This window comes from Pontibacter sp. YIM B11418 (genome assembly GCF_059278805.1).
Window position 1 is genome coordinate 58,484 of record NZ_JCAEMH010000002.1, and the last position, 25,392, is coordinate 83,875.

Here is a 25,392-nt window from a genome sequence, read left to right on the forward strand (position 1 = left end):
TTTAATTAACTACTTGTGAACCTATCTAGAATCGTTTTGGGAGTTGCTTTGGGCGCTCTAGTAACTGCTTGTAACACAGATCAAAAACCTCAGGCAACGGGCACTGCCACTACTTCGGCAACCAGCACAGACAGCCTGGCTACTGCTGGCACAACTGACATTGTGTACATCAACTCAGACTCGCTGCTGACCAAGTATGAGTATTTCAAAGACGCTCGTACGCGTTTCCAGTCCAAAACGCAGAAGGCCGAGAAAGATTTACAGTCCAAGGCAGCTGCTTTCGAGAAAGATGTGCAGAACTACCAGCGTAACGGCGGCGGCATGACCGTGGAGCAGCGTGCTTCTACAGAGCAGAAACTGGCACAGCGCCAGCAGCAGTTGCAGCAGCAGAGCCAGACTACCGGTAACCAGCTTGCTACGGAAGAGGCAGAAGAAATGAAAAAAATCTACGACCGCGTTGAGGCGTACCTGCAGAAGCTGAGCCAGGAAAGAGGTTACAAAATGGTACTGACCTACTCAAGAGGCCAGAGCGCTATTTTGTACGGTGATAACTCTCTGGATATAACAGAAGAAGTACTGACTGGCTTGAACAACGAGTACGACCAGGAGAAGGCATCAGCAAAGACTACCGACACGGCTGCTACCAAAAAGAAATAACCTGACAGACAGGTATAGCAAAAGAAAAGGCGGACTCTTAAGTCCGCCTTTTTTATTCTGGATTCTGGTCAGTTATTGCAATTGCAGATACCCCGCTATCCGGAACACTTCGCCATCCACTACATAGGGGATGCTATACCTATCCAGTAACTTGTGAATCAGATCTGTATAGTCTTCCTGAAGCGTAGGCGCTAGCAGCCCGGCACCAATTTCTTTCAAAGCTTTTATCTCCAGCCACTCAATGTTGTTCAGACCCGTCTGCTCCAATTGATTCCACCAGATGGGTGCATACCCAACTGGCTCCTTTTCGTCCTGCAGGTACTTTATGCGGACATTCAGATCGATCAGTGACAGCTCGCAAATTGCCCCGATCAGCTCGCGCCACTTCGTTTGATTCAGAATTGGCACCAGGCGTTTCTTTTCTAAGAGACGGGAAAAAACATCTACTGGTTCGGCCATAGGTTATTCATAGCGGAGCGATTCAATCGGGTCGAGTTTGGAAGCACGACGTGCTGGGTAAAATCCTGAAAGCACCCCCACCAGCACACAGATTGTAAGGCCAACAAACACCCAAATCCACGGAACTATAAACCCGCCCTCTCCAATCAGAGAAGCAATGCCATTGCCCATCAGTATACCCAGGAAAATACCAACTATACCACCCAGGATACAGATCACTACGGCTTCTATCAGAAACTGCTGCTGGATCTGTTTAGCGGTTGCTCCCAGCGCCTTGCGAACACCAATCTCACGCGTACGCTCGTTTACCGACACCATCATGATGTTCATCAGCCCGACAGAGGCACCCAGCAAGGTGATGAACCCGATAACAAATCCGCCTACTTTCAGGTACCCGGAAATCTCGTTCAGACTCTGGATCAGGGAGTCGCTTCTTCTGATCTCAAAGGACTCTTCCTGACCTAACCGGTCCTGACGCACATTGCGCATCACCCCAGTTGCTTCGCCCATTACATAAGTGAGTTCTTCGGGTCTGGAGATGGAGGTCTTAATATTATAGGTCAGAGCGCCTGTACCTGCCTGCGGAATCTGGCGGCCAGTTTCGAGCGGAATCAGGATCATGCGGTCCCCGCCGCTACCACCCATGCTGCTGCCGCGTTTCTCCAGTTCACCCACAATTTTGAAACGGCGTCCCAGAAAGGTGATGTATTGGTTGATAGGGTCTGTTTTCGGGAAGAGCTTGGCAGAAATCTCTTTACCGATAATGGCAACATTCGTTCCTAGCTCCAATTCATAAGTAGAAAACGAACGTCCACGCTCGAGGTTCAGATTCTGACCTGCCAGGTAGAATTCGTCTCCGGCTATTACGTTAATGTTTGGGTTCGTCTTGTCTGTAGCACTTTTCACAACGGTAGCACCCGAGACATTCGCTGAAAGGCTTACCTGCGCCTTTGCTCCCATTAGTTCTTTATACTTAATAGCCTGATCGTAGGTGATATTCGGATATACCTTTTCCGTTCTGCTCTGCCCGCTGTTTCCATTGCCGCTGTTGAACTTTTTCCGGATATCAAAGGAGTTGGCCCCAAGGCTCGAAAAGGTCTGGTTCAGTGAGTGCTTCATGCCATCTACTGCTGTGAGTATACCTACCAGCGACATAATGCCGATCGAAATGATCAAGCCTGTCAGGATGGTGCGGAGCAAATTGTTTTTGATGGCTCGAATACTTTCCCGTATATTTTCGAACAGGTCCATAGGTTGGGTCTTATATGCGAAACGTTCCCCCTTGCGTTAAGTATAAGAGGGAACCTCTGTTTTCTAATTGACCTCTAATATCTGAAAAAAGAACCAATTTCAATACATTTGTTACCATATGTTAAGCCCATGAAGTCATTCCGCCATATTCTACTGCTTGCCGCATACCTGGTGCTCCCTTTTCAGGCTTTCAGTTCCATGGTACTGATACCGATGGACGAGACGCAGAAAGACCACCTCAAATCGTATGGGGCGGCTTACTGGGTGCTTTCCAAAAGTGTGTCGGTTGACTGGCTGCTGAACTTCAGGGGCGGAAGTTTCGCTTTTCAGCATGCGCCGCAACTCGAAAATGAACTCGTAGTTCGGGGCATCAGCTACCAGGTTATTTCAGATGCGCAATACAACACCATCCTCACCCAGATCAGCGATCCGGAGGCGAATATGGACGTGATGAAATTAGAGAAAGTGCCGAAGATCGCAGTCTATACCCCAAAATCTAAAATGCCCTGGGACGATGCTGTGACGCTAGTGCTGACCTATGCCGAAATACCATACGACAAGGTATACGACGAAGAGATCATACGCGGCGACTTGCCTAAGTATGACTGGTTACATCTTCATCACGAAGACTTTACGGGCCAGTATGGAAAGTTTTACTCCAGCTACCGGCACTACCCCTGGTACCAAGAGCAGCAGCGCGAATCAGAGGCTTCTGCCAAGTCGCTCGGCTTCAACAAAGTGTCTGATCTGAAAGGTGCTGTAGCACGCACCATCCGCGATTTCTGTGCTGGAGGCGGTTTCCTGTTCGCCATGTGCTCCGCCACCGACACCTACGACATCGCACTCGCTGCTGAAGGTATAGACTTTATTGAAGCGATGTACGACGGAGACGGCGCCGATCCCAATGCGCAAAGTAAACTGGACTTTGGTAAAACCTTTGCCTTTAAAGATTTCTCGCTGGTGCGTAACCCGCTGGAGTACGAATACTCCAATATAGATATGCAGCCACAAGAGCGCGGCTTGACGGAGCCAAATGACTTTTTCCAGCTCTTCACCTTCTCAGCCAAGTGGGATCCTATACCTACTATGCTGACACAGAATCATGCGAAGACCATTAAGGGATTTATGGGACAGACCACTGCCTTCCGTAAAAGCCAGGTGAAGCCCGAAGTAGTAGTAATGGGCGAGAACAAAGAAGTAGGTGAGATCCGGTACATGCACGGCACCTTCGCACGTGGCACCTGGACCTTTTATGGCGGCCATGATCCGGAGGATTACCAGCACCTTGTAGGCGAAGACCCGACCGACCTAGCCCTCCACCCCAACTCCCCCGGCTATAGGCTTATCCTGAACAACATCCTGTTCCCGGCGGCTAAGAAGAAAAAGCAGAAGACGTGAGGATTGAATTGTTAAATTTGTCATTTCACATTCAGGTTTTGAATGTGATTGTGCATGAACACACCTATATCTTGCTCTTAGTTATCTTACTATAACAAGGATATTATGAACAAACAATTTAACTTAATGCATCCTGTCTGGTCGAGGCTCCAGGTTACGGATGATCTCTGCTTCGATCTCGAGCAGTTCTTTCAGGCGGTCGTCCACAACGTCGGCGGGCATGTACTCTTTGGCTAGCTTTACGAAGCTTACATAGTGGCCTGCCTCTGATACCATAAGCTCGTAATAGAATTTCTGCAGGTCCTCGTCCTGTATATTTTTCCAGAGCAACTTGAAGCGCTCGCAGCTGCGGGCTTCAATCAGGGCATTTACCAGCAGGTGGTCCATAAGCTGTCTTTCGCGCAGACCGCCTTTGCGGATGTGCTTGGTCAGTTCCACCACATACTCGTCAGGGCGGTTGCGTCCCAGTCCCCAGCCGCGCTTTTTCAATTCTGCCAGCACACGCTCGAAGTGACTCCACTCCTCGGCTACCAAGTCCGTCATCTCTTCCACCAGTCGGGTTTTATCCGGGTATTTCACGATCAGGGATATACCTGAGGTCGCCGCTTTCTGCTCACAATAGGCGTGGTCTACCAGGATCTCTTCAATGTTTTTTTCGACAATATTCACCCAACGCGGATCTGTTGGGAGTTGCAGGCGCAGGATGGTTTTGGTGAACTGAGAAGACATAGGTAAAAAATCAATTAATCGAAGAACATCCACTTAATGCCGAACACAAAGCTTGTGCGCATACCCGGGTAGTACGGTGTGGTAAAGTAACCGGGCGCTGTCAGATCGGAAGCGATGTTAGACATTTTCAGGAACACGTTCAGGCTCTTGATATCCGCCGTGATAAACACATCTGCTATCGGGTAAGGCTCTATGGTGAAGCCGTTCTGCAGGTGGAACTGCTGTGTCACCGGCATGTAGGCATCGGCCATGTAGGCGGTAGGTGTATATACCTGCACCCCAAACTGGCCTATCAGCGCTCTTCTGAACAAAGCCCCCTCAAAGTAGAGCTTAGAATCAAAGAGCCATTCCGGTATGCGGATAACGGGCGCTTCGTTGGTGTTGGTATAAGCTACAAAGTTTTCGAAATGAAACTTGCCAAAACGAATGTGATGCTTGAGTTCTACACCGAATACCTGCTGGTTGTCGGCATATTGGGCTGGTACGGCAACCGTGTCGAAGTAAATGTGACGTTTGATGTGGTTGAAGTGACCGGTCAGCCGCACAAACTGACGCTCGCCTAGCTTGCTGGCAAAGGTTGCCTCCAGACGATCGGTTACCGAGTTGTTGAAATAGTTGATCCAGTCGAAGTGGTTACTGATTAAACGTTGCTCTACAAGAGAGGGGGAACGTAAGATGCGGCTAACACGCCCCTGCAGAGGGCCCAGTTTGGCCGTAGCGCCCACTTTGTAGTCATTTGTCATCTGAAACTCACCATCAAAGGACAGCAGCGCCTGCTTGTACATAAGCCGGAACTCACCGCCTACAAACAACTGGTTCAGGCTATTGCTAATTTCATTGTATACCTCAACAGTCGACTCCTGTTCTGCTGTGCTGAGCACCCTGTAGTCCAATTTGGAGTTACGGAACTTGGCGTAGGCTTTGTAAAAAGAGATTTTGTTGTTGCCCGTTACGCCTGCCACATTCTCCATTTCACGGTAAGCGCTGCGATCATCCGTGCGGTTAAGCCCCGAAAGCACGCGTGGGTAAAAAACGGGCGAACGTTCTTCATTTGCCAGTCTTTGAATAGCATCATCCTGAAAAATATTATTCTGGCTACCCCAATCAAAGCTATGGAAGAGCTTCAGGTCCTCTCCTGCCAGCTTATACATGTGCAGCAGGTGGTAGTTGTTGCGGAGTTCACGTGTGGATGCCTGGTCCAGATTAGTAGTCGCCTGCTGGAACAGAAAACGATTCGCCTCTTCGGCTGTTATACCTCCAAACTCTATCTGCTCGTGGTTGAGGTGGGTGAAATTAGCAAAAAGGTGATATTTCTCGTTTTCAGAGCGGTAGTGGGTAAAGGCCTTCACGGCCTGGCTGCTCAGGATGCCATCCCGATTAGTTACGCCTGGTCCTATCTGCCTGTTACCGGAAATGATCTGGTAAGCTACACCGGCATTCCAGCGCGGGGTAATGTTGCGGGCATGTGTAGCTTCAAATATCTGTTCGCCACGCTGTCCCTGAACATAGTAAATATGGGAGTATGGGGAACGCGTGTCGTAATAATTGATAGTGTGCGGATCATAGGCGTAACGGTCAAACACGTTTCTACCCAGGCGGGCGCCAATCTTGTTCGGTACTCTGAAAAGGATGGGTTTGGAAGCCGTCCCGACGTTGCCCAGATGCTGAAAATAAGCCGTGTCCTGATACCAGAAACGTTCATTTTGCATGTTGTTGATGCTGGTATCGATGCGCTGCAAGAGATAGCGTCCTTCCAACACATCATTTTCAAACAACTGCAGGGTTGTTTTAGGACTGAAGAGCGCTTTGGTCGTGTCGTCAATAATCTGGGACTGCGCCTGCGCGGCGCCAGCCAGACCCACCAGGAGCCATATTACTGCTAAGAGCTTACTTTTCACAAGCCAAAATTAGTGATTTTCGTGCAACCCGTATACGTACCGATTGGAAGTATCAGGTGTATTCGTTTAAATTTTATCCGTTTCAGTAGATTTTGCCGCTTCATAAGAACCGACGTGCTGCCTGATCAAAGCATCAAAAGCTTCCCCCTGCTGCAAAAAGAATACCTCGATGGGCACATAAAAAATGGGCAACTGGCTTGTATGAGCTGCCAATGCCTTATCCGTTAATTTCACAGCATCTTTCCGTGTCGTCATGATAGTTAGACCGTTACCCTGCTGTTGTTCCAGTATCACTTTCAGCTTCTCCAGATCGGCTGAGGTATAGCTGTAGTGGTCTGCATATGCCAGGTGCTCTACTACTTCGTAGCCCTTATCAGTTAAGTAAGACAGCAGCGGCCCGGCATTGGCTATACCTGTCAGCAATACCACACGCTTGGTTAACTGCACTGCATTGCCTATACCTACCGGCTTGCCATAGCGGAAGGCGCTGAAGAAAACCGGTCTGCCGGGTCGGCTATACTTTTGTACCCGTCTGGTAATGTCGTTAAGTTGTGCGGGCGACAAATCAGCCGGGCACTTAGTCACAATGATGGCATCTGCCCGTCGGGCACCTTGTCGTGGCTCACGTAGCAAACCGGTTGGCATTACATGATCTTTGTAAAACAGACGGCCATAGTCGGTTAGCATCAGGTTTAGTGAAGTACGTACAGGGCGATGTTGCATGGCATCATCCAGGAGCACGACCTCCGTGTCTGGTTGAATGTGAAGCAACTGGGCTATACCTGCTGGTCTGCTTTCGCACACCGCCACCAGCGCCTCCGGGAAATCGCGGTGGTACTGAAAGGGCTCGTCTCCCAGTGTTTCTGTCGTCGCACGTTCATCGGCCAGCACAAAGCCTTTGCTTTTCCGGCGGTAGCCCCTGCTCAGCACTGCGGTTTTTTTGTCCGATACCATGCGAAGCAAATACTCGACGTGCGGTGTTTTGCCAGTGCCTCCCACTGTCAGGTTCCCGACCGATATAACCGGTACCTCAAATCGCTCTGATCGCAGCCAGCCTTTGTCGTACAGCCAATTCCGCAACAGCATGATACCGCCATAGAGGATCGAAAAAGGCCATAAAAGGTAACGCAAAACAGTCATATGGGTCGGCTATACCTTGCAAAGGTATAGAAATATGCGCAAAGCCAGCGATTGTACTTGATTCGTATACTCTGAATACACTATATTTAGTACCGACAATATCCGACCCCACATCTTTCACATGAAAACGAACCGTACCATTGCCTGTATTTTGCTCTCGCTGCTGCTCAGTGCGGCAGCCTGTTCGCCTTGCGCCACCATGCGTTCCGATCCACCGACGCCTGTCTCCTTTTACCTGGTGGATGCCACTGGCAGCAGTCCGTTCAACAACCCCAATGCTGACATGCACCCCGACTCCATTCAACTGATACTGGATGGAGAACCCTTTAACTACTTGTTTACGGGCACCGATGAAAAGGTGAACAACCTGATCTTTGAGACATATCCGGTCATCTACACGAAGTCCAGAGTCCGCATGCTGCTGCAGATCAACAGCCAGAACACCGACACGCTCGACATCGCCTATACAGTGAGCCGGGGTAAGTGCTATACCGACTATACCTACTCAGCCTTCTACTTCAATGGCAAAGAGCTCAAGCGCCAGCCGGATACAGGTTATCTGCAACTCCAGGTGTTTTAATTTTCAGGGCTGTCCCGATCTTCGTAATTTGGTGTTTTCAAAATCAGTCCAGACTATGAAAGAGAAAACCACTATTGGCGATATCATAAAGGTACTTGAACAATATGCTCCAATACCTTATCAGGAAAGCTACGACAACTCCGGCCTGCAGACCGGCCATTCCAGCGACGAAGTAAAAGGTGTGCTGCTGACGCTAGACTGTACCGAAGCTGTGATTGAAGAGGCCATGGCAAAAGGCTGTAACCTCGTGGTAGCGCATCATCCGGTTATCTTCAAAGGGCTCAAAAGCCTGACCGGCCGTAGTTACGTGGAACGCACCATCATCAAGGCTATTCAAAACAACATTGCCATTTACGCCTGCCACACTAACCTGGATAGTGTGCACAACGGCGTCAATGCCAAGATCGCGGAGAAGCTGAAGCTGCAGAATACCCGTTTGCTTACTTCCAAACCGCATACCCTCATGCAGCTGGCCTTTTTTGTGCCCGTTGAGAATACAGATGAGGTACTGGATGCCATACACAAAGCCGGTGCCGGGCAGATCGGCGAGTACAGCGACTGCAGCTTCCAGGTACAGGGCACGGGCCGCTTCCTTCCATCCGAAAATGCTGATCCGACCATAGGCAAGGCGGGCAAACCGGAGCAGGTACAGGAAAACCGTGTAGAAGTGATATTCCCGGCCTTCAAGAAGCAGCGCATCATGCAGGCCCTGCTGGAGGCGCATCCTTACGAGGAAGTGGCCAACTACTTAACCCTGCTCGAAAACGGCAATCAGGAAGTCGGTATTGGAATGATTGGGGAACTGGCGGAGCCGCTGGCCGAGCAGGATTTTCTGGACTACCTTAAAAAACACATGCAACTGTCAGTTATTCGCTATACCCCTGTAGGAGACAATAAGATCAAGCGTGTAGCGGTTTGCGGAGGATCGGGGAGTTTCCTGATAAAGGACGCGATACGGCAGGGCGCAGACGCCTATGTGACGGCTGACGTGAAGTACCATGAGTTCTTCGACGCCGAAGGAAAGCTACTCATCGCCGACATCGGACACTACGAAAGCGAGGTATTTACAAAGGAGATTTTTTATGATACAATTTCCAAAAACTTTGCTAATTTTGCAGTCTATTTATCGGAAGTAAACACAAACCCTATCAGATACACCTAATTAACTACATGGAAAGTACGGTAGCCAGCAAATTAGAAGCACTGCTAAAGCTTCAGAGTATCGATTCGCAGCTTGACGAAATCAGAAGAGTAAGAGGCGATTTACCAGAAGAGGTTCAGGACCTCGAAGATGAAATTGAGGGCTATGAGGTAAGGGTTCGTAAGTTTGATGATGAAGTAGCTGCCTTGAACGACAGCATTGCCCAGCGCAAGCAGTCCATCAAAGACGCCGAAGGTCTGATCCGCAAATACGAAGACCAGCAAACGAACGTTCGCAACAACCGCGAGTACGACGCCATCACGAAAGAAATCGAACTGCAGAAACTGGAAATCCAGATCGCAGAGAAAAAAATCAAAGAAGCGCACTACCAGATCGAGCAGAAGATCAACGAGATCGAAGGCACGAAAAACCGCCTGGAAGAGCGCCGCAAAGACCTTGACACCAAGAAGCACGAGCTTGACCAAATTGTAGCCGAGAGCGAAGAAGAGGAAAAGAACCTGGAAAAAGACCGTGACTCAGCTGCCAATCAGATCGAAGAGCGTTTGCTGACAGCTTACAACCGTATCCGCAAAAACGTACGTAACGGTCTTGCCGTGGTACTGGTGAAGCGTGATGCCTGCGGTGGTTGCTTTAACACAGTACCTCCTCAGCGCCAGGCTGATATTGCAGCCCAGAAAAAAGTTATCGTATGCGAGCACTGTGGCCGTGTGATGGCAGGTGTTGAGCAGCGTATCTACTAAATAGTGACGTGTTGAGCGTTATGCGCTTGCATACATACTTAAAAAGGATGGCATTCGCCCATCCTTTTTTTTTGTTGCTATACCTGTACCCTCATAATCATTCTCATGCGGCCTCGGTCTATAGTCCCGCCGTGCGCCAGGCTTATGAGTCAACGATCAGTTTACGCATACCGGAAGGACGCCGTCAGATCCAGCACGAACTCTTACATAACCCTGACAATGCTGCTGCCCTTCTGATCGCCAACCAGCAAGACTTTCTCACCTGGGCCATTCAACAAAATCCGGAGGTATACGCAGGTATACTGACACGTCAGGAAAAGCGATTGCAGCAGCTCAGCATTCTGAATGATAATTCCGTGTGGGTAGGCTATGCTCTGGCCGAAGTGCGACTGCAGATCGCTTTGAGTAAACTCCTGCAGGGCAACAAGCTGGGTGCCGCCTGGGATTTACGGCAGGCATACCTGCAATATACTGCCAACGCCCGTCTATACCCCGACTTTCTGCCAAACCGTAAAACGCTGGGTGCCCTGCAGGTGCTTATCGGCTCCGTGCCCGACTCCTACCGTGTGCTGCTCAACATCATCGGGATGCAGGGTAGTATCGAAACAGGTATGGCCAACCTAAAAGTTGCTGCGACTAAGAGCAATCCATTCCGGGAAGAAGCGCAGCTTCTGCTGATCTTGCTGCAGCATTTGGTGGATCCGGAGGCAAATGACGCTGCTGCTGAATCGGTTTTAAAACTTAGCAGGCAATCTCCTGACAATCTCCTATTCAGCTTCGCTGCCCTGCACGTGCTGAAAAAAACACATAAAAGTGACATAGCTTTGCAGGTATACCTTGACCGGCCGCAGCAAGCTGGTTATCTGGCTTTCCCTTACCTGCATCATATGGCGGCAGACCTATACCTTTACAAAGGCGATTTCAGCAACTCCATTAAATCAAACCAACTTTTCCTGACACAACACAAAGGGGAGCACTACCTAAAGGCAGCAAACTACAAGCTATACCTGGCGCATTGGCTAGGCGGTCAGGTTCAACAGGCAGAGAAGCATCTGGCGCAAATTTCACTTCTGGGCAGAACTGAAATGGAAGAGGACACCTATGCCGCCCGTTTTGTGAAAGAACAGCCTCACCCTAACCGCTACTTGATGCTGGCCCGTTTACAATATGATGGCGGCTATTATCAGGAGGCACTCGAGGTCATGAACAAAATGCCACTTAAGCCCGAGACTATATCTGCTGAACGGGCTGAGTACTATTACCGCAAGGCCCGCATCTACCATGGCTTGGAGAATCTGCCGCAAGCCAAGCGCTATTATGAGCAGGCCATTGAAGCGAGCCAGCACACGAGTTTGTATTTCGCGCCTTACGCTGCCCTGCAATTAGGGTATATTTACCAGGAAGAGCAAAAGCCCCAGACTGCCAGACAATGGTACACCAAGGCGCTGGCTTACAAAGGGCATACCTACAAAAACAGCATAGACGGCAAAGCCAAGCTGGCACTTCAGACGCTTAAAAAGCTGTAAACTCATGGCCTATACCTTCAGCATACCTATATCTGATTTACCGGTTCCGCTGGACGTTTTTCGCCGGAAGGCGCTGGCCTGGGCGCAGCAATTTCCGCTGTTGGCCAGCTATACCTCTAATGGCATACCGTATCCTTATGACGGCTTTGATGAAATAATTGCTGTGTCGAGTGGCGAACCTATTAAGTGGGAGCAGGAGAATGTGTTTGAGGAACTGCAGCAAAAATTAGCAACACAGCAGCAACTCTGGTGCGGTTACCTGGGCTATGACCTCAAGAATCAGGTGGAGAAGCTGAGCAGTCGAAATAGAGATGAAGTAGGCTTTCCGGACATTTTCTTTTTTGAACCAGAGCTATACCTATACTTTTACGAAAATAGTGTAAGTATCTACAGCAAAGAAGATAACATCTCTGCCATTTTATCTCAAGTCCAGGCAACTCCTATACCTGAAGACTTCAACAAGCAGCCTGTTCAACTAAAGCAAAGAGTAGCTAAAGAGGCTTATATCCGGAATGTGGAGCAAGTAAGGGACTATATTCGGGATGGGGAGGTATACGAACTGAATTACTGCATGGAGTTTTTCGCCGAGAAAGTCAGACTGGCTCCTTTGCCACTATACCTGCAGCTCAACGCCCTTTCTCCCACTCCTTTCTCGGGTTTCCTAAAGTACGGCGACCTCTACCTGCTCTGTGCTTCACCGGAGCGCTTTCTGAAAAAAGAAGGTCGAAAACTGATCTCGCAGCCCATCAAAGGCACCATCCGGCGCGGCGCTACACCCGAGGAGGATCAGAAACTGCAGCACCAACTGCGCCACGACGAGAAAGAACTGGCCGAGAACATGATGATTGTGGATCTGGTTCGGAATGACCTGCGCCGCTCCTGTGCCACGGGCACCATTAAGGTCGAGGAGATGTTCGGGATTTACGGTTTCCGGCAGGTTTCGCAGATGATTTCGACCATAACAGGTGAATTAAGACCTGAATGCGATATAGCCGATGCGCTGAAAGGGGCATTTCCGATGGGTAGCATGACGGGCGCACCAAAGATCCGGGCAATGGAACTGATTGAAGACCTTGAGGTGACCAAACGGGGACTTTATTCCGGGGCTTTCGGCTACCTGAAGCCGAACCAGGATTTCGACTTTAATGTCGTTATCCGAAGTTTACAGTACAATGCAGCTACAGGTTATCTGTCCTTTATGGTGGGCAGCGCCATTACCTACGACTCTATAGCTGAACAGGAGTACGAAGAGTGTCTGCTCAAAGCGCAGGGTATACGGAAAGCTCTGGGACTGGAATAAGTCATCAGATTTAAAGAAATCCTCTGCCATTCTGTCACGTTTTAAAGCGGATTATAGTATATTTGCACCTCCTAAGAGATTTTTTGAAGCATGGATCCAATCATTGATTTAGATTTTATAGATAATCGCACACCTGAGCAGGCAACTGCCTCGGCTTCCTGCGATACCAAAGTGACGGCTGAAACCAATACCGGTAAGTCCCGCAAACTGTACATCGAGAGCTACGGTTGCCAGATGAACTTCTCTGACAGTGAGATCGTATCGTCGATCATGTTTGAGCAGGGCTTTGACACTACAGCTCAGATCGAGCAGGCCGATGTGGTATTCCTGAACACCTGCTCCATCCGCGAGAAGGCCGAAACCACTGTGCGCAACCGCCTGGGTCAGATCAACTATTTCAAGAAGAAAAAGCCGGAAATGGTGATTGGTATACTCGGCTGTATGGCCGAGCGCCTGAAAAAATCACTACTGGAAGAAGAAAAGATCGTGGACCTGGTGGTAGGCCCTGATGCTTACCGCGACCTACCCAACCTGATCAGTGAAGTGGATGGCGGACAAAAAGCGGTGAACGTGCTGCTTTCCCGTGAAGAAACTTATGCCGATATCAACCCAATCCGCCTGAACAGCAATGGGGTTAGCGCTTTTATCTCGATCATGCGTGGTTGCGACAACATGTGCTCGTTCTGCGTGGTGCCCTTCACCCGCGGTCGTGAGCGCTCGCGCGATGCCCACTCGATCGTACGTGAAGCTGAAGCGCTGGTGGCACAAGGCTATAAAGAGGTCACTCTCCTGGGCCAGAATGTGGACTCTTATAAATGGGCCTCAGAAGACGAAACTGAAAGTGTAAACTTCGCCCAACTCCTGGAAATGGTGGCGAAACTCAGCCCGACGATGCGCGTGCGCTTCTCTACGTCTCATCCCAAAGACATTACAGATGAAGTGTTGTATACCATGAAAAAGTACGACAACATCTGCAAATACATTCACCTGCCAGCGCAGAGCGGTAATTCCCGTGTGCTGGAACTAATGAACCGTACCTACGACCGTGCTTGGTACCTGAACCGTGTGGATGCGATCCGTGCCATACTAGGCGAAGACTGTGGCATTTCCTCTGACATGATCGCGGGCTTCTGCTCCGAGACCGAGGAAGAGCACCAGGATACACTTTCACTGATGGATTATGTGCAGTACGATTACTCCTATATGTTCTTCTATTCAGAACGCCCAGGCACCCTGGCTGCCCGCAAGCTGGAAGATGACATTCCGCTTGAGGTGAAGAAACGACGTCTGGCCGAGATCATCGAAAAGCAGCGCGAGTGCTCCCTGAACCGCAACAAGCGCGATGTAGGGCGCATGCACCGCGTGCTAGTAGAAGGATTCTCCAAGAAATCGGACCAGCAGCTGAGCGGACGCAATGACCAGAACAAAGTTGTGATCTTCGACAAGAAGCATTATCAGAAAGGCGACTACGTGAATGTATTTGTAAACGATTGCTCCGTAGGCACCCTCTTCGGCGAGGCGGTTGACTAATTTGGAGATTTGAAAATTTGGAAATTTGAAGATGACGAATCGTATGCATTGCTCTTCAAAACCATTTTCAAATCTGCTCATCTCCAAATCCTCAAATCTTAAAACATGCGCAACATCGATATACAGAGCATAAAACAGCGCTTTGGCATTATTGGCAACTCACCCTTGCTCAACTACGCCATACAGGTGGCTGCTCAGGTAGCCCCTACCGAAATGACCGTGCTGATTACGGGTGAGAGCGGCAGCGGCAAGGAGTCTTTTTCCAAGATCATACACCAACTGAGTCCGCGCAAGCATGGACAGTTCATTGCTATTAACTGCGGCGCTATACCTGAAGGCACCATCGACTCGGAGCTCTTCGGTCACGAAAAGGGCTCATTTACGGGCGCCACAGATACCCGCAAAGGCTATTTTGAAGTAACGGACGGTGGCACAATCTTTCTCGATGAGATCGGTGAGATGCCTCTTGCCACACAGGCTCGTCTGCTTCGCGTGCTCGAAAACGGAGAATTTATCAAAGTTGGATCTTCCAAAGTGCAAAAGACGGATGTACGGGTAGTGGCTGCTACCAATGTAAACCTGATCAATGCCTTGGAAAGAGGCCGTTTCCGTGAAGACCTGTATTACCGCCTGAACACGGTGCCGATCACAGTTCCACCTTTGCGTGAACGTGGCGAGGATATTTACCTGTTGTTCAGAAAGTTTGCCTCTGACTTTGCAGAACGTTACCGCGTTAAATCCATTACGCTTACGCCAGATGCGGTGGAAGAGCTTTTGAGTTTCCGTTTTCCGGGTAACATCCGTCAACTGAAAAACATTGTCGAGCAGATCTCGGTGCTGGAGTACGAACGTGAGCTAGACGCAGCCAGGCTAAGACACTACCTTCCCCGCGAGCAGGGTGGCAGTCAGGTTCCGGCGTTGCTTGCCAGAGAGAACGGTGCGGATCACTCTTTCTCAGAGCGTGACCTGCTGTACAAAGTACTCTTCGATATGCGCCGCGATGTGTCGGATCTCAAAAAACTGGTATATGAACTCATGACACGGCAGCCCGGCGACAACGAACTGCTGAAAGAGCACAGTCACTTGTTTGAGAACATTGAGCAGGTAAATCATGTGCGCCCTTACAAGAGCGCTGAGAAACCCGAGCCTTACTACCTGCCTGTGCAGCAGCCACGTGATGATGAAGAATATGAGGATCGTGTAGAAGACATCTCCCATGAAACTGAGGAAGAAGGCCTGTCGCTGGAGTCAATGGAGAAGGAGATGATCCTGAAAGCGCTTAAAAAGCACAACAACAAACGAAAATACGCGGCCAATGACCTGGGTATTTCGGAAAGAACGCTGTACCGCAAACTGAAGCAATATGATATTGAGAACTAAAACCCTTGTCCTGTGTCTGACTGTCCTGGTAGCCCTGTGCTGCAATGCCTGCGGGGTCTATTCTTTTACAGGCACCTCCATCTCCCCTGATATCAAGACCATCTCTATCCAGACGATTGAGAACACGGCCGGCGAAGGCCCCTCTAACCTCTCGCAGGTGGTCACCAACAGCTTCAAAAACTATTATCAGCGCAACACAAACCTGACTGTTTTGCAGCGCGATGGCGATTTGCAATTAGAGGGACAGATCATTACTTTTACGCTGACGCCAAACGCTGTACAGCGCGATGGGAATATTGATCAGGCCACGCTGAACCGCCTCACGATGGGCATTCAAATCCGCTTTACGAACGCGAAGGATCCCGAGCAGGATTTTGATCAGCAGTTCACGATCACTGAGGAGTTCCCTCCGACCGTGGACATTACAAGCATACCACCCGCTGCCATCGACCGCATGACTGAGCGACTGGTAGCCGATGTGTTTAACAAGTCGGTTGCAAACTGGTAGTCATTACATAGCACCATTACCTTTAACCCTTACATGAATAAATCTGCCTTTCTTAAACTGATCAAGCAGGTATCCGACATTTCTGACCAGCAGCAAAATGAGCTGGAGCAGGTGGCGGCCACCTTCCCTTATTGCCAGACGGCCCATCTGCTGCTGGCAAAGTCAGCTTATGACAGAGGCAGCATGCTCTCCACACAGCGTCTGCGCCGGGCTTCAGCCTATGCCACAGATCGCCAGTTGCTCAAGCGCATTATTTACGCCGCTTCAGTACTGGAACCAGTATATGCTGAGGAACAGGAGGAGCCATTGGCAGAGGAAACAGAGGCCACCCTGTTGGATTCAATCAACACTGAAGCTGAAACTACAGTTGATGTAGAGCAAGCCATAACAGCGGACACTGAAACAACAGCTGCCATACCTGCATCGGAAGAGGCTACTCAGGAGGAAACCCTGGAACAGGTATACAGCCCTGCCCCTGTCGAGGAGAGCGCATACCTGGCCGAGGCCACAACTGAATCTGACACAGAAACCCCTGATGCAGAAATAGATTCTGAGCTTGCCTTGTTGTTTACCTTTAACAGCATCAGCTCCTCTTCCACTGACTTGCTGAGTCAACGAGAAGAGGAAAACCTTGAAGAGGCGGCACAGGAAGTTGAATACGCATACCTCTCTGAAGCAGCCGAAGCACTGCTCGACCTGGAAGAAGCGCAGCAGCCTAATCTGTATACCTCTGCAGAAGAGCAGCCCAATGAACCAGACGCTGAGGCGCAGACTATACCCGAGTTGCAGCCAAAGTCAGATCTGGATTACGAACTTCCAGAGGAAACACCGCTAACTGAATCTTCAGAGACCAGTGTTGAGCTGTTTGATGAAGAAGATGAGCCGGCGCAGGTAAATGCGGAAGATGCGGAGATCAATTATTCGTTTGACGAAATTGACCGCCTGTACGCCGAAGATGCCCTTGGCTATTGGATGGGCTCCAGCCGCCTGGGTGAAGTGCTGCAGCTGAAGGACGATTATACCCGAACACGTCCCCTAGGCTTTCACCCGGAACTGATCTTAGAGTACAGCAAAACCCACGAGCTCGAAAAAGCAATCCAGCCTACGGCACATGTGCTCAGCAAACAGCTCGACATTATCGACCAGTTTCTTAAGCTCAACCCGAGGCTCAAGACCATGGCCAGCCTGAAGCTAAAGCCTGAGCCACAGGAAGATTTATCCCTGAAGAGCTCTAAAATAAAGAAAGGGATGGCGACAGAAAGCCTGGCCAACATCTTTATTAAACAAGGAAAGCCCAAAAAAGCTGCTAAAATTTATGAACAGCTTATTTTGAAATATCCGGAAAAAAAGTCTTACTTTGCCGAACAGATCGAGAAATTACAAAACATAACATAAAATGTATATCGCCCTAATCAGTATCATTCTTTTCATTTGCGTACTTCTTATATTAGTAGTACTTGCTCAAAACCCTAAAGGTGGTGGACTCTCAAGCCAGTTTGGCGGCGGTGGTGCCAGCCAACTGATGGGCGTTAAGCGCACAGGCGACCTGCTTGAAAAACTGACTTGGGGTTTCGCCATCGCATTAGTAGTACTGACACTTGGTACACACATGATGATCGACACCAGTGCTGATACAACCATCCGCAGCGTAAACGAAGAGCGTGCCCGCCAGATGGGTTCTCCAGCTGCTCCGGCACTGCCAGGAGCCGAGTCTGAAGGCGACATGTCGATTCCTGACGCCGCTGAGATCCCTACTATGACAGACACTGCCCAGTAGCATTAATTTATACCTGAGAAAGCCGGCCTCTAAAGCCGGCTTTTTTGTTTTCGCACCTCTCTCCCTGTCACTCCCTCCTGCCAGTTCATGCATACCTGACATAGCCTGACAGAAATGTCAGTCAACAGGTGGTCGAAAACTGCAAAAATTGCTCAAATTGGCAGAGAAACGGCCTTGGCACAGGAAATGATAGGGACAGTATGGTTTCAACGTTATATCATTAACCACAAAAACTAAAAACATAACAAACTATGTCAATCAGCATTAAACCATTAGCAGACAGAGTGATTGTAGCTCCTGCTGCAGCAGAAGAAAAAACGAAGTCTGGTATCATCATTCCGGACACTGCTAAAGAGAAGCCACAGCGCGGCGAGATCGTAGCTGTAGGTGAGGGCAAATTATCTGAGCAGGGCGCTCTGATGAAGCCACAGGTTGCCGTGGGCGACCAGGTGTTGTATGGCAAGTATGCAGGTACCGAGATTTCAATTGACGGCAGCGATTACCTGATCATGCGTGAGTCAGATATTCTGGCTATCCTTTAATTTATTCTATTTAATTAAAAACTAAGCAATATAACTATGGCTAAGAACATCACATTTGATGCTGAAGCTCGCCACAAGATTAAGTCTGGCGTTGACAAACTGGCAAATGCTGTAAAAGTTACCCTCGGTCCTAAAGGCCGCAACGTAATCATTGATAAGAAATTTGGTGCCCCTACCATCACAAAAGACGGTGTATCCGTAGCAAAAGAGATCGAGTTGAAAGACGCGATCGAGAACATGGGCGCGCAACTGGTAAAAGAAGTTGCCTCTAAAACTGCTGACCAGGCTGGTGACGGTACTACAACGGCCACTGTTCTGGCACAGGCTATCTACACGGCCGGTATAAAGAACGTAGCGGCTGGTGCCAACCCAATGGACCTGAAACGTGGTATCGACAAGGCGGTTCACGCTGTAGTTGAGAACCTGCGTTCACAGTCTAAGAAAATAGAGAACTCTTCTGAGATCGCGCAGGTGGGTACTATCTCTGCTAACAACGACTCTGAGATCGGTAAAATGATTGCCGATGCGATGGACAAAGTTGGTAAGGACGGTGTGATCACGGTAGAAGAAGCAAAAGGTACAGAGACTGAAGTGAAAACTGTTGAAGGCATGCAGTTTGACCGCGGTTACCTTTCTCCTTACTTCGTGACAAACGCTGAGAAGATGGAAGCCGAGTTTGATAACCCTTTCATCCTGATCTACGACAAGAAAGTTTCTACCATGAAGGAGCTGCTTCCAGTATTGGAGCAGGTTGTGCAGACTGGTAAAGGCCTGGTGATTGTGGCGGAAGATGTGGATGGCGAAGCGCTTGCTACCCTGGTAGTAAACAAACTGCGCGGTTCCCTGAAGATCGCTGCTGTAAAGGCTCCTGGCTTCGGCGACCGCAGAAAAGCTATGCTGGAAGACATCGCCATCCTGACTGGTGGTACTGTGATTTCTGAAGAGCGCGGTTACAAGTTGGAGAACGCTACGCTGGAATACCTGGGTAAAGCCGAGAAGATCATCATCGACAAAGACAATACGACTGTGGTAAACGGTGCCGGTCAGAAAGATGATATCGTGGCTCGTATCAACCAGATCAAATCTCAGATGGAGTCTACGACATCTGACTACGACAAGGAAAAACTGCAGGAGCGTCTTGCGAAGCTTTCTGGTGGCGTTGCCATCCTATACATCGGTGCTTCTACAGAAGTAGAGATGAAAGAGAAGAAGGACCGTGTGGACGATGCGCTGCACGCAACAAGAGCTGCCGTTGAAGAAGGTATCGTAGCTGGTGGTGGCGTTGCTCTGATCCGTGCGCTGGATGCCCTGAACAACATTGACGTTTACAATGCGGATGAGCAGACAGGTGTAAGCATTATCAAAACTGCTCTTGAGTCTCCGCTTCGCACGATCGTAGCTAACGCTGGTGGCGAAGGTTCTGTAGTGGTACAAGCTGTTCGTGAAGGCAAAGCTGACTACGGTTACAACGCCCGCGACGACAGATACGAAAACATGTTTGCGGCCGGTATCATCGACCCAACCAAAGTAACGCGTCTTGCGCTTGAGAACGCTTCATCTATCGCCGGCCTTCTGCTGACTACTGAGTGTGTAGTATCTGAGGAGCCGTCTGAAGAAGGTGGCGCACCAGCCGGTATGCCAGGTGGCATGGGCGGCATGGGCGGCATGATGTAATCGACTCCCATAGTCTATATAACAAAGCCCCGGGCCAATAGGCCTGGGGCTTTGTGTTTTTTATAATTTTCTTTTCAGGTATACCTAAAGATCTCTGATCCGGATTATAATATCATGTGGTGCCGTCTCGTCCCCCCCGAAATATGGGTATAGTTGGTAATGGTTAACCGCCGTGCTACAGTGTCGTGGCAATGATACCTGTTTATCATTTACTTTAAAGGTATACGCCTTCTCCCCTAACACAAGTTCATACCTGTTTGTCTGGCCAGGCTGCACCGAAGTGATATAGGCTGTGTTACGTTTCTTGTTACTGTAGGTATAGGCGTGAATTTCCAGACGCCCATCGTACCAGCGCCAACCAAAGCGCGCACTGTTAGTGTGGTGGTCTGTCTCGCAATCAGAGAGGCCGTACAGCTTGTTGATGTCAGCCTGATTGCCCGGCACACTGGTCGTGTAAATAGCGGTACTGTCGAAGGTCGCCTCAAAGCGGATGGAAGAGGTATCGACAAACTTCAATGGGTTCTGACTCGTGTGCCCGCCCTTATTGATGGTATAAGTAGTGCTCGCCGGCTCTGGTATAGGAGAATCAGTATTGGTGGTGGTAGTGGTAGTTGTCTCTACCTCGCATGAGACAGCTACAAAAATAATGGAGGCGGCTAAAAAAAAGCGCCTGATCGATAAATGCATGTAAATGGTAATGTGGCTAAAAGTTGTAATTATAGATAAACACCAAGCCACTAGCTAACAGGCAGTTCAGCGCTGATCCAAAATTTTTCGCAATATCACGAATAGCACTTTAAAAACAAAGAGCCCGCACCTGTTAAAGTGCGGGCTCTTTTTATATGAGAATATTCAGATTAGTGAATACCGTGCATCCACTTACGCATGATTGGAGTCAGCAACAGCGCTAGGACAGCAAAACCAAAGGCCACATAAGCAATTTGCTCAAATACGCCTGTGTAAACCAGCAGAGAAGCCATACCTGTAGCAGCTTCTCCCTCAGTACCACTTACGGCGGTCAGCTTAGCGATAAGACCTGCTATGTAGTGTGCAAAAGAAGATGACAAGAACCAGATACCCATGATAAAGGCAACAATCTTCTTCGGAGAGAGTTCAGTTACCTTAGAAAGACCCACTGGCGATACAAATAACTCTCCTGTTGTGATGAACATGTAACCGAGGATCAGGAACCAGATCGATACTCTGCCATCAGCGTCGGCATAATTAGCACTCCAGGCAAAGATCAGGAAGCCCAGACCAAGCTGTGCTATACCCAGCGCAAACTTAACCGGCGTGAAAGGATTAACACGACGCTTGGACAGGAACACCCACATGGCCGAGAAAGGCAGGGCGAATAGGATAATAAAGAAAGGGTTGATCGAGTTGGTCTGAGCCGCGTTCATGAAGGTAAGATTCACGTTACGCTCAGCAAATAGTGTGAGTGAAGAACCCGCCTGCTCAAAGAATGACCAGAAAACCGTGATGAAAAAGGTAAGTAGAATCACCACAAACAGGCGCTGACGTTCTACACTGTCTACTTTCACTAGGTTGTAAATCAAAACAAGAGCGATAACAGGAAGCAGGATGTAGTTCATCACGATGTGCATGATAGAACCATCAAAGATCGTTTCGCCAAAACCAGGCAGATCAAGCGTACCATTGAACAGCAGCAGACCGAAAACTGGAAGCGACAGGAAACTCAGAATTGTGATCCAGGCTTCTTTTGTAACGCCTGCCACACGCTCCTTGATAACAGCCGGCTCCGGCGGAAGACCATTGCTACCAAAAACGCCACTACGGCCACCTTGCCAGAACATGATCAGGCCAAGCAACATACCAACACCGGCGGCGCCGAAGCCGAAATGCCAGCCGTAAGTCATACCTAACCAACCACAAATAAGTGGTGCCACCATGGCGCCAATGTTGATACCCATATAAAAGATCGTGAAACCTGCATCGCGACGCGTATCACCCTCTTTGTAAAGAGTACCTACCATTGTTGAAATATTTGGCTTGAAAAAACCGTTACCTACAATCAAAAGGGCAAGAGAACCGTAGAAGAAAACAGGATGCTCAATGGCTAGTGCAAAGTGGCCCAGCGCCATCAGCACGGCACCCAGCATAATAGCTTTGCGGTAGCCCAGCAATCTATCGGCAATCATACCGCCAATCACCGGAGTGGCATAAACTAAGGCTCCGTATGCTGCGTAGATACCAATTGCGATCTCGTCGCGGTTGGCAAACGACTGAAACAGGTTGTTTACCATGTAAAGCACCAACAGGGCGCGCATGCCGTAAAAGCTGAAACGCTCCCAAAGTTCGGCAAAGAAAAGGTAGAAAAGCCCCTTCGGATGCCCGAACATTTCCGGTCCGGTAGGGTCAGCGCCAATCGGTGCATTTTGCTCACTTACCTGGTCAGTAAGCGTATGATCTTGATAAGACATAGGGTTTGTTAGTTGATTGTTGAGTTAGTTTTGTTCAGTTTAGCATACAAAGAAGGTAAATATATCGGTTTAAACACTTACTGACAAATTTTTTTGGTGGAACGCCATTAGCAGACCTCTTTTTTAATTATAGCGACTAATCTTATTTTAATATCTAATATTTTATATTTTTGTAGCACCGTTGTGAAACAAACAGTTCACTTAAAAACCCCTTTATTTTCAAATGAAAGAATCTGGTAATAAATCAGGCAAAGTAGGTCTGGAGAGCCTGGGCATTAAAGAAGCGAAAGAAGTGCTCTGGAACCTCACTCCTGCCGAGCTAGTGGAAGAGGCTCTGAAAAATGGCGAAGGCGTACTCACTGACACTGGCGCCCTGATGTGTGACACAGGCAAGTTTACAGGTCGTTCTCCAAAGGACCGCTTTGTGGTGAAAGACGCCAAAACTGAAAACACCGTCTGGTGGGGCGACATCAACATAGCGTTCGATCCTGAGAAGTTCGACAGACTCTACGACAAAATGGTTGACTTCCTGAAAGACCGTCGTCTGTACGTACGCGACGCTTATGCAGGTGCTCACCCCGACTACCGTCTCGACCTGCGCATCATCAATACGCAGGCCTGGCATAACCTCTTCTGCAACAACATGTTTCTGCGTCTTAGCAAAGAAGAGCTTAAAGACCACAACCCGGCCTTCACCATCATCTGTGCCCCTGAGTTTGAAGCTGATCCGGAAGTAGATGGCACACGTCAGGCTAACTTTGCGATCATCAACTTTACCCGCAACATCATCCTGATCGGTGGCACAGGCTACGCAGGGGAAATGAAGAAGGGTATCTTCGGCGTGTTGAACTACATCCTGCCTGAGGAGAAAAACACCTTGTCTATGCACTGTTCTGCTAATGTTGGCAAAGATGGTGATACGGCTATCTTCTTCGGTTTGTCAGGTACAGGTAAAACTACCTTGTCTGCTGACCCTAACCGTGGACTGATCGGTGACGATGAGCACGGCTGGACTTCAGACAGTGTATTTAACTTCGAAGGTGGTTGCTACGCCAAGGTGATTGACCTGACCCGGGAGAAAGAACCACAGATCTGGGATGCCATTAAGTTTGGGTCTATCGTAGAAAACACGCGCTTTATAGAAGGCACACGCACAGTAGATTACGAGAACAAATCTGTTACGGAGAACACACGTACAGCTTATCCAATCAACCATATTGATAATGCTGTAGAGCCATCTAGAGCTGGTATTCCAAAGAACATTTTCTTCCTGACGGCTGATGCTTTTGGTGTATTGCCTCCCATCTCGAAGCTGAACACCAGCCAGGCTATGTACCACTTCATTTCTGGCTATACAGCAAAAGTAGCCGGTACTGAAGTAGGTGTAACAGAGCCACAGACTACGTTCTCTGCTTGTTTCGGAGCTGCTTTCCTGCCATTGCACCCAACTAAGTATGCGGAGATGCTCGGACAGAAGATGAACGAGAACAACGTAAACGTTTGGTTGGTAAACACAGGCTGGACAGGTGGTGCTTACGGTGTAGGCTCTCGCATGAAACTGCCTTTTACCCGTGCCATGATCACAGCAGCCCTGAATGGTGAGCTTGACAATGTGGAATATACAAAACATCCAATATTCGGTGTAGAAATGCCAAACACCTGCCCGAACGTTCCGGCAGAAATCCTGAGCCCGCGTAACACCTGGTCTAACAAGGAAGAGTACGATGCGAAAGCCACTGACCTTGCTTCTAAGTTTGTGAAGAACTTCAGCAAGTATGCAGATGGTGCCAGCGAAGACATCCTGGCTGGTGCGCCACAGGTGGAAGTTTCTATCAACTAAGATAAGATTATCGTCTAAGAAAGCCTTCCTGCTTAAGCGGGAAGGCTTTTTTTTATGCAAGTCAGTCTGTTTCCTTGTTACTAAAATGACTACATTCGTATACCTGTAGCAGGCTTTGTAATTCAACCGATACTACCGTGCACTTATTCTATACCCCCGACATCAATTCTGACATCTATACCCTGGCCGAAGACGAATCGAAGCACTGTACCCGCGTGCTGCGCCTGCACCAGGGCGACACAGTATACCTGGTGGACGGGCGGGGCGGCAGGTATACAGCCATCATTCAGGATGCACACCAGAAGCGCTGTCAGCTGCAAATAATAGACAAGCAGCTCGAATATGGCAAACTTCCTTATTACGTGCACATTGCCGTAGCACCGACTAAGAACATAGACCGGATCGAATGGTTTGTAGAGAAAGCCGTCGAAATTGGAGTTAGTGCGATCACTTTTCTGGAATGTGAGCATTCCGAACGCAAGCAGCTCCGCCTCGACCGTATTGAAAAGATAGCGGTTAGTGCCATGAAACAATCGCAGAAGGGTTATCTTCCGTTGCTGAACGAACTAACTCCATTCCAGCGCTTCATCAAAACCTGTATACCTGCGGATACCTTTATTGCGCACCTGGAAGATGATGCGACCAAATCGATTAAAGATCATTATAAACCCAACCGCCAGCATTGTATTCTGATCGGTCCGGAAGGTGACTTTTCAACCACCGAAATTGCGGCTGCCTATGAAGCAGGTATAAAGCCCGTTACGCTAGGCCAGAGTCGGTTACGCACTGAAACAGCCGCCCTGGTTGCCTGCCATACATTGCACGTACTACACGATATCTACGCCCCGTTATAAACT

23 protein-coding genes are annotated in these 25,392 nt (G+C 49.1%); 16 read left to right on the forward strand and 7 right to left on the reverse strand.

What is annotated here, in order from left to right; translation table 11 throughout:
- The first annotated feature begins 15 nt into the window (after positions 1-15).
- Positions 16-657, forward strand: a complete 642-nt coding sequence (locus tag AC4QZR_RS04575) for an OmpH/Skp family outer membrane protein (protein WP_494479833.1) — start codon at positions 16-18, stop codon at positions 655-657.
- 72 nt (positions 658-729) lie between these two features.
- Here the strand turns inward: AC4QZR_RS04575 and AC4QZR_RS04580 are convergent, their stop codons facing one another.
- The gene (locus tag AC4QZR_RS04580; protein WP_494479834.1) at positions 730-1,116 is read right to left on the reverse strand and encodes a DUF6678 family protein; all 387 of its coding nucleotides are present in this window, start codon (positions 1,114-1,116) and stop codon (positions 730-732) included.
- Positions 1,117-1,119: 3 nt separating this feature from the next.
- Positions 1,120-2,367, reverse strand: coding sequence for an ABC transporter permease (locus AC4QZR_RS04585; protein WP_494479835.1), 1,248 nt, complete (start codon positions 2,365-2,367; stop codon positions 1,120-1,122).
- 129 nt (positions 2,368-2,496) lie between these two features.
- On the opposite strand from AC4QZR_RS04585, the gene AC4QZR_RS04590 reads away from it, so the two are divergent.
- Positions 2,497-3,765, forward strand: coding sequence for an asparagine synthetase B (locus tag AC4QZR_RS04590; RefSeq protein WP_494479836.1), 1,269 nt, complete (start codon positions 2,497-2,499; stop codon positions 3,763-3,765).
- Between the two features lie 123 nt (positions 3,766-3,888).
- On the opposite strand, the gene AC4QZR_RS04595 is transcribed toward AC4QZR_RS04590, so the two are convergent.
- The 3 genes from AC4QZR_RS04595 to lpxK form a co-directional block, all read right to left on the reverse strand.
- Positions 3,889-4,494, reverse strand: a complete 606-nt coding sequence (locus tag AC4QZR_RS04595; RefSeq protein WP_494479837.1) for a MiaE family protein — start codon at positions 4,492-4,494, stop codon at positions 3,889-3,891.
- A gap of 14 nt (positions 4,495-4,508) precedes the next feature.
- Positions 4,509-6,392 carry a putative porin gene (locus tag AC4QZR_RS04600; RefSeq protein ID WP_494479838.1) on the reverse strand — a complete coding sequence of 628 codons (1,884 nt, stop codon included), beginning with the start codon at positions 6,390-6,392 and terminating at the stop codon, positions 4,509-4,511.
- 66 nt (positions 6,393-6,458) lie between these two features.
- Positions 6,459-7,532 carry a tetraacyldisaccharide 4'-kinase gene (gene lpxK / locus AC4QZR_RS04605; RefSeq protein ID WP_494479839.1) on the reverse strand — a complete coding sequence of 358 codons (1,074 nt, stop codon included), beginning with the start codon at positions 7,530-7,532 and terminating at the stop codon, positions 6,459-6,461.
- A 121-nt stretch (positions 7,533-7,653) separates the two neighbouring features.
- On the opposite strand from lpxK, the gene AC4QZR_RS04610 reads away from it, so the two are divergent.
- The 12 genes from AC4QZR_RS04610 to groL all read left to right on the forward strand — a co-directional run bounded on the left by AC4QZR_RS04610 (position 7,654) and on the right by groL (position 20,251).
- A complete protein-coding gene (locus AC4QZR_RS04610) occupies positions 7,654-8,112 on the forward strand; it encodes a hypothetical protein (RefSeq protein ID WP_494479840.1) in 459 nt (152 codons plus the stop codon).
- A 55-nt stretch (positions 8,113-8,167) separates the two neighbouring features.
- A complete protein-coding gene (locus AC4QZR_RS04615; RefSeq protein ID WP_494479841.1) occupies positions 8,168-9,274 on the forward strand; it encodes a Nif3-like dinuclear metal center hexameric protein in 1,107 nt (368 codons plus the stop codon).
- Between the two features lie 8 nt (positions 9,275-9,282).
- Complete coding sequence (locus tag AC4QZR_RS04620) at positions 9,283-10,014, forward strand: zinc ribbon domain-containing protein (RefSeq protein WP_253404872.1); 732 nt, start codon at positions 9,283-9,285, stop codon at positions 10,012-10,014.
- 47 nt (positions 10,015-10,061) lie between these two features.
- Positions 10,062-11,540 carry a tetratricopeptide repeat protein gene (locus tag AC4QZR_RS04625; protein ID WP_494479842.1) on the forward strand — a complete coding sequence of 493 codons (1,479 nt, stop codon included), beginning with the start codon at positions 10,062-10,064 and terminating at the stop codon, positions 11,538-11,540.
- 4 nt (positions 11,541-11,544) lie between these two features.
- A complete protein-coding gene (locus tag AC4QZR_RS04630; RefSeq protein ID WP_494479843.1) occupies positions 11,545-12,840 on the forward strand; it encodes an anthranilate synthase component I family protein in 1,296 nt (431 codons plus the stop codon).
- Positions 12,841-12,930: 90 nt separating this feature from the next.
- Positions 12,931-14,370 (forward strand): tRNA (N6-isopentenyl adenosine(37)-C2)-methylthiotransferase MiaB, encoded by a 1,440-nt coding sequence (gene miaB, locus AC4QZR_RS04635; protein WP_494479844.1) that lies wholly within the window; start codon positions 12,931-12,933, stop codon positions 14,368-14,370.
- 105 nt (positions 14,371-14,475) lie between these two features.
- Positions 14,476-15,750: a sigma-54 interaction domain-containing protein gene (locus AC4QZR_RS04640; RefSeq protein ID WP_494479845.1), complete on the forward strand. Its 1,275-nt coding sequence runs from the start codon at positions 14,476-14,478 to the stop codon at positions 15,748-15,750.
- Positions 15,734-16,258 (forward strand): LptE family protein, encoded by a 525-nt coding sequence (locus tag AC4QZR_RS04645; RefSeq protein ID WP_253404863.1) that lies wholly within the window; start codon positions 15,734-15,736, stop codon positions 16,256-16,258. Before AC4QZR_RS04640 ends, AC4QZR_RS04645 begins: the two co-directional genes overlap by 17 nt.
- Positions 16,259-16,291: 33 nt before the next feature.
- Positions 16,292-17,653 (forward strand): DUF8458 domain-containing protein, encoded by a 1,362-nt coding sequence (locus AC4QZR_RS04650; protein WP_494479846.1) that lies wholly within the window; start codon positions 16,292-16,294, stop codon positions 17,651-17,653.
- 1 nt (position 17,654) lies between these two features.
- Entirely contained in the window at positions 17,655-18,035 is a 381-nt protein-coding gene (gene secG / locus AC4QZR_RS04655) for a preprotein translocase subunit SecG (protein WP_494479847.1), read from the forward strand.
- A 251-nt stretch (positions 18,036-18,286) separates the two neighbouring features.
- A complete protein-coding gene (gene groES / locus AC4QZR_RS04660; RefSeq protein WP_494479848.1) occupies positions 18,287-18,577 on the forward strand; it encodes a co-chaperone GroES in 291 nt (96 codons plus the stop codon).
- Between the two features lie 36 nt (positions 18,578-18,613).
- Positions 18,614-20,251 (forward strand): chaperonin GroEL, encoded by a 1,638-nt coding sequence (gene groL, locus AC4QZR_RS04665; RefSeq protein WP_494479849.1) that lies wholly within the window; start codon positions 18,614-18,616, stop codon positions 20,249-20,251.
- An 84-nt stretch (positions 20,252-20,335) separates the two neighbouring features.
- Here the strand turns inward: groL and AC4QZR_RS04670 are convergent, their stop codons facing one another.
- On the reverse strand, positions 20,336-20,938 hold the full coding sequence (locus AC4QZR_RS04670) for a hypothetical protein (RefSeq protein ID WP_494479850.1): 603 nt from the start codon (positions 20,936-20,938) through the stop codon (positions 20,336-20,338).
- Positions 20,939-21,108: 170 nt separating this feature from the next.
- A complete protein-coding gene (locus AC4QZR_RS04675; RefSeq protein WP_253404847.1) occupies positions 21,109-22,695 on the reverse strand; it encodes a peptide MFS transporter in 1,587 nt (528 codons plus the stop codon).
- A 223-nt stretch (positions 22,696-22,918) separates the two neighbouring features.
- Here AC4QZR_RS04675 and pckA point away from each other — a divergent pair, with 223 nt between their 5' ends.
- Both pckA and AC4QZR_RS04685 read left to right on the forward strand, forming a co-directional pair.
- On the forward strand, positions 22,919-24,535 hold the full coding sequence (gene pckA / locus AC4QZR_RS04680; protein WP_494479851.1) for a phosphoenolpyruvate carboxykinase (ATP): 1,617 nt from the start codon (positions 22,919-22,921) through the stop codon (positions 24,533-24,535).
- Between the two features lie 137 nt (positions 24,536-24,672).
- Positions 24,673-25,389, forward strand: coding sequence for a 16S rRNA (uracil(1498)-N(3))-methyltransferase (locus tag AC4QZR_RS04685; protein WP_494479852.1), 717 nt, complete (start codon positions 24,673-24,675; stop codon positions 25,387-25,389).
- Positions 25,390-25,392 lie beyond the last annotated feature (3 nt).

Excerpts from the sequence above, each read along its gene's own strand:
- AC4QZR_RS04580 (WP_494479834.1), bottom strand. The coding sequence starts at position 1,116 with ATGGCCGAACCAGTAGATGTTTTTTCCCGTCTCTTAGAAAAGAAACGC.
- AC4QZR_RS04585 (WP_494479835.1), bottom strand. The coding sequence starts at position 2,367 with ATGGACCTGTTCGAAAATATACGGGAAAGTATTCGAGCCATCAAAAAC.
- AC4QZR_RS04590 (WP_494479836.1), top strand. The coding sequence starts at position 2,497 with ATGAAGTCATTCCGCCATATTCTACTGCTTGCCGCATACCTGGTGCTC.
- AC4QZR_RS04595 (WP_494479837.1), bottom strand. The coding sequence starts at position 4,494 with ATGTCTTCTCAGTTCACCAAAACCATCCTGCGCCTGCAACTCCCAACA.
- lpxK (WP_494479839.1), bottom strand. The coding sequence starts at position 7,532 with ATGACTGTTTTGCGTTACCTTTTATGGCCTTTTTCGATCCTCTATGGC.
- AC4QZR_RS04610 (WP_494479840.1), top strand. The coding sequence starts at position 7,654 with ATGAAAACGAACCGTACCATTGCCTGTATTTTGCTCTCGCTGCTGCTC.
- AC4QZR_RS04615 (WP_494479841.1), top strand. The coding sequence starts at position 8,168 with ATGAAAGAGAAAACCACTATTGGCGATATCATAAAGGTACTTGAACAA.
- AC4QZR_RS04620 (WP_253404872.1), top strand. The coding sequence starts at position 9,283 with ATGGAAAGTACGGTAGCCAGCAAATTAGAAGCACTGCTAAAGCTTCAG.
- AC4QZR_RS04625 (WP_494479842.1), top strand. The coding sequence starts at position 10,062 with ATGGCATTCGCCCATCCTTTTTTTTTGTTGCTATACCTGTACCCTCAT.
- AC4QZR_RS04630 (WP_494479843.1), top strand. The coding sequence starts at position 11,545 with ATGGCCTATACCTTCAGCATACCTATATCTGATTTACCGGTTCCGCTG.
- miaB (WP_494479844.1), top strand. The coding sequence starts at position 12,931 with ATGGATCCAATCATTGATTTAGATTTTATAGATAATCGCACACCTGAG.
- AC4QZR_RS04640 (WP_494479845.1), top strand. The coding sequence starts at position 14,476 with ATGCGCAACATCGATATACAGAGCATAAAACAGCGCTTTGGCATTATT.
- AC4QZR_RS04645 (WP_253404863.1), top strand. The coding sequence starts at position 15,734 with ATGATATTGAGAACTAAAACCCTTGTCCTGTGTCTGACTGTCCTGGTA.
- AC4QZR_RS04650 (WP_494479846.1), top strand. The coding sequence starts at position 16,292 with ATGAATAAATCTGCCTTTCTTAAACTGATCAAGCAGGTATCCGACATT.
- secG (WP_494479847.1), top strand. The coding sequence starts at position 17,655 with ATGTATATCGCCCTAATCAGTATCATTCTTTTCATTTGCGTACTTCTT.
- groES (WP_494479848.1), top strand. The coding sequence starts at position 18,287 with ATGTCAATCAGCATTAAACCATTAGCAGACAGAGTGATTGTAGCTCCT.
- groL (WP_494479849.1), top strand. The coding sequence starts at position 18,614 with ATGGCTAAGAACATCACATTTGATGCTGAAGCTCGCCACAAGATTAAG.
- AC4QZR_RS04670 (WP_494479850.1), bottom strand. The coding sequence starts at position 20,938 with ATGCATTTATCGATCAGGCGCTTTTTTTTAGCCGCCTCCATTATTTTT.
- AC4QZR_RS04675 (WP_253404847.1), bottom strand. The coding sequence starts at position 22,695 with ATGTCTTATCAAGATCATACGCTTACTGACCAGGTAAGTGAGCAAAAT.
- pckA (WP_494479851.1), top strand. The coding sequence starts at position 22,919 with ATGAAAGAATCTGGTAATAAATCAGGCAAAGTAGGTCTGGAGAGCCTG.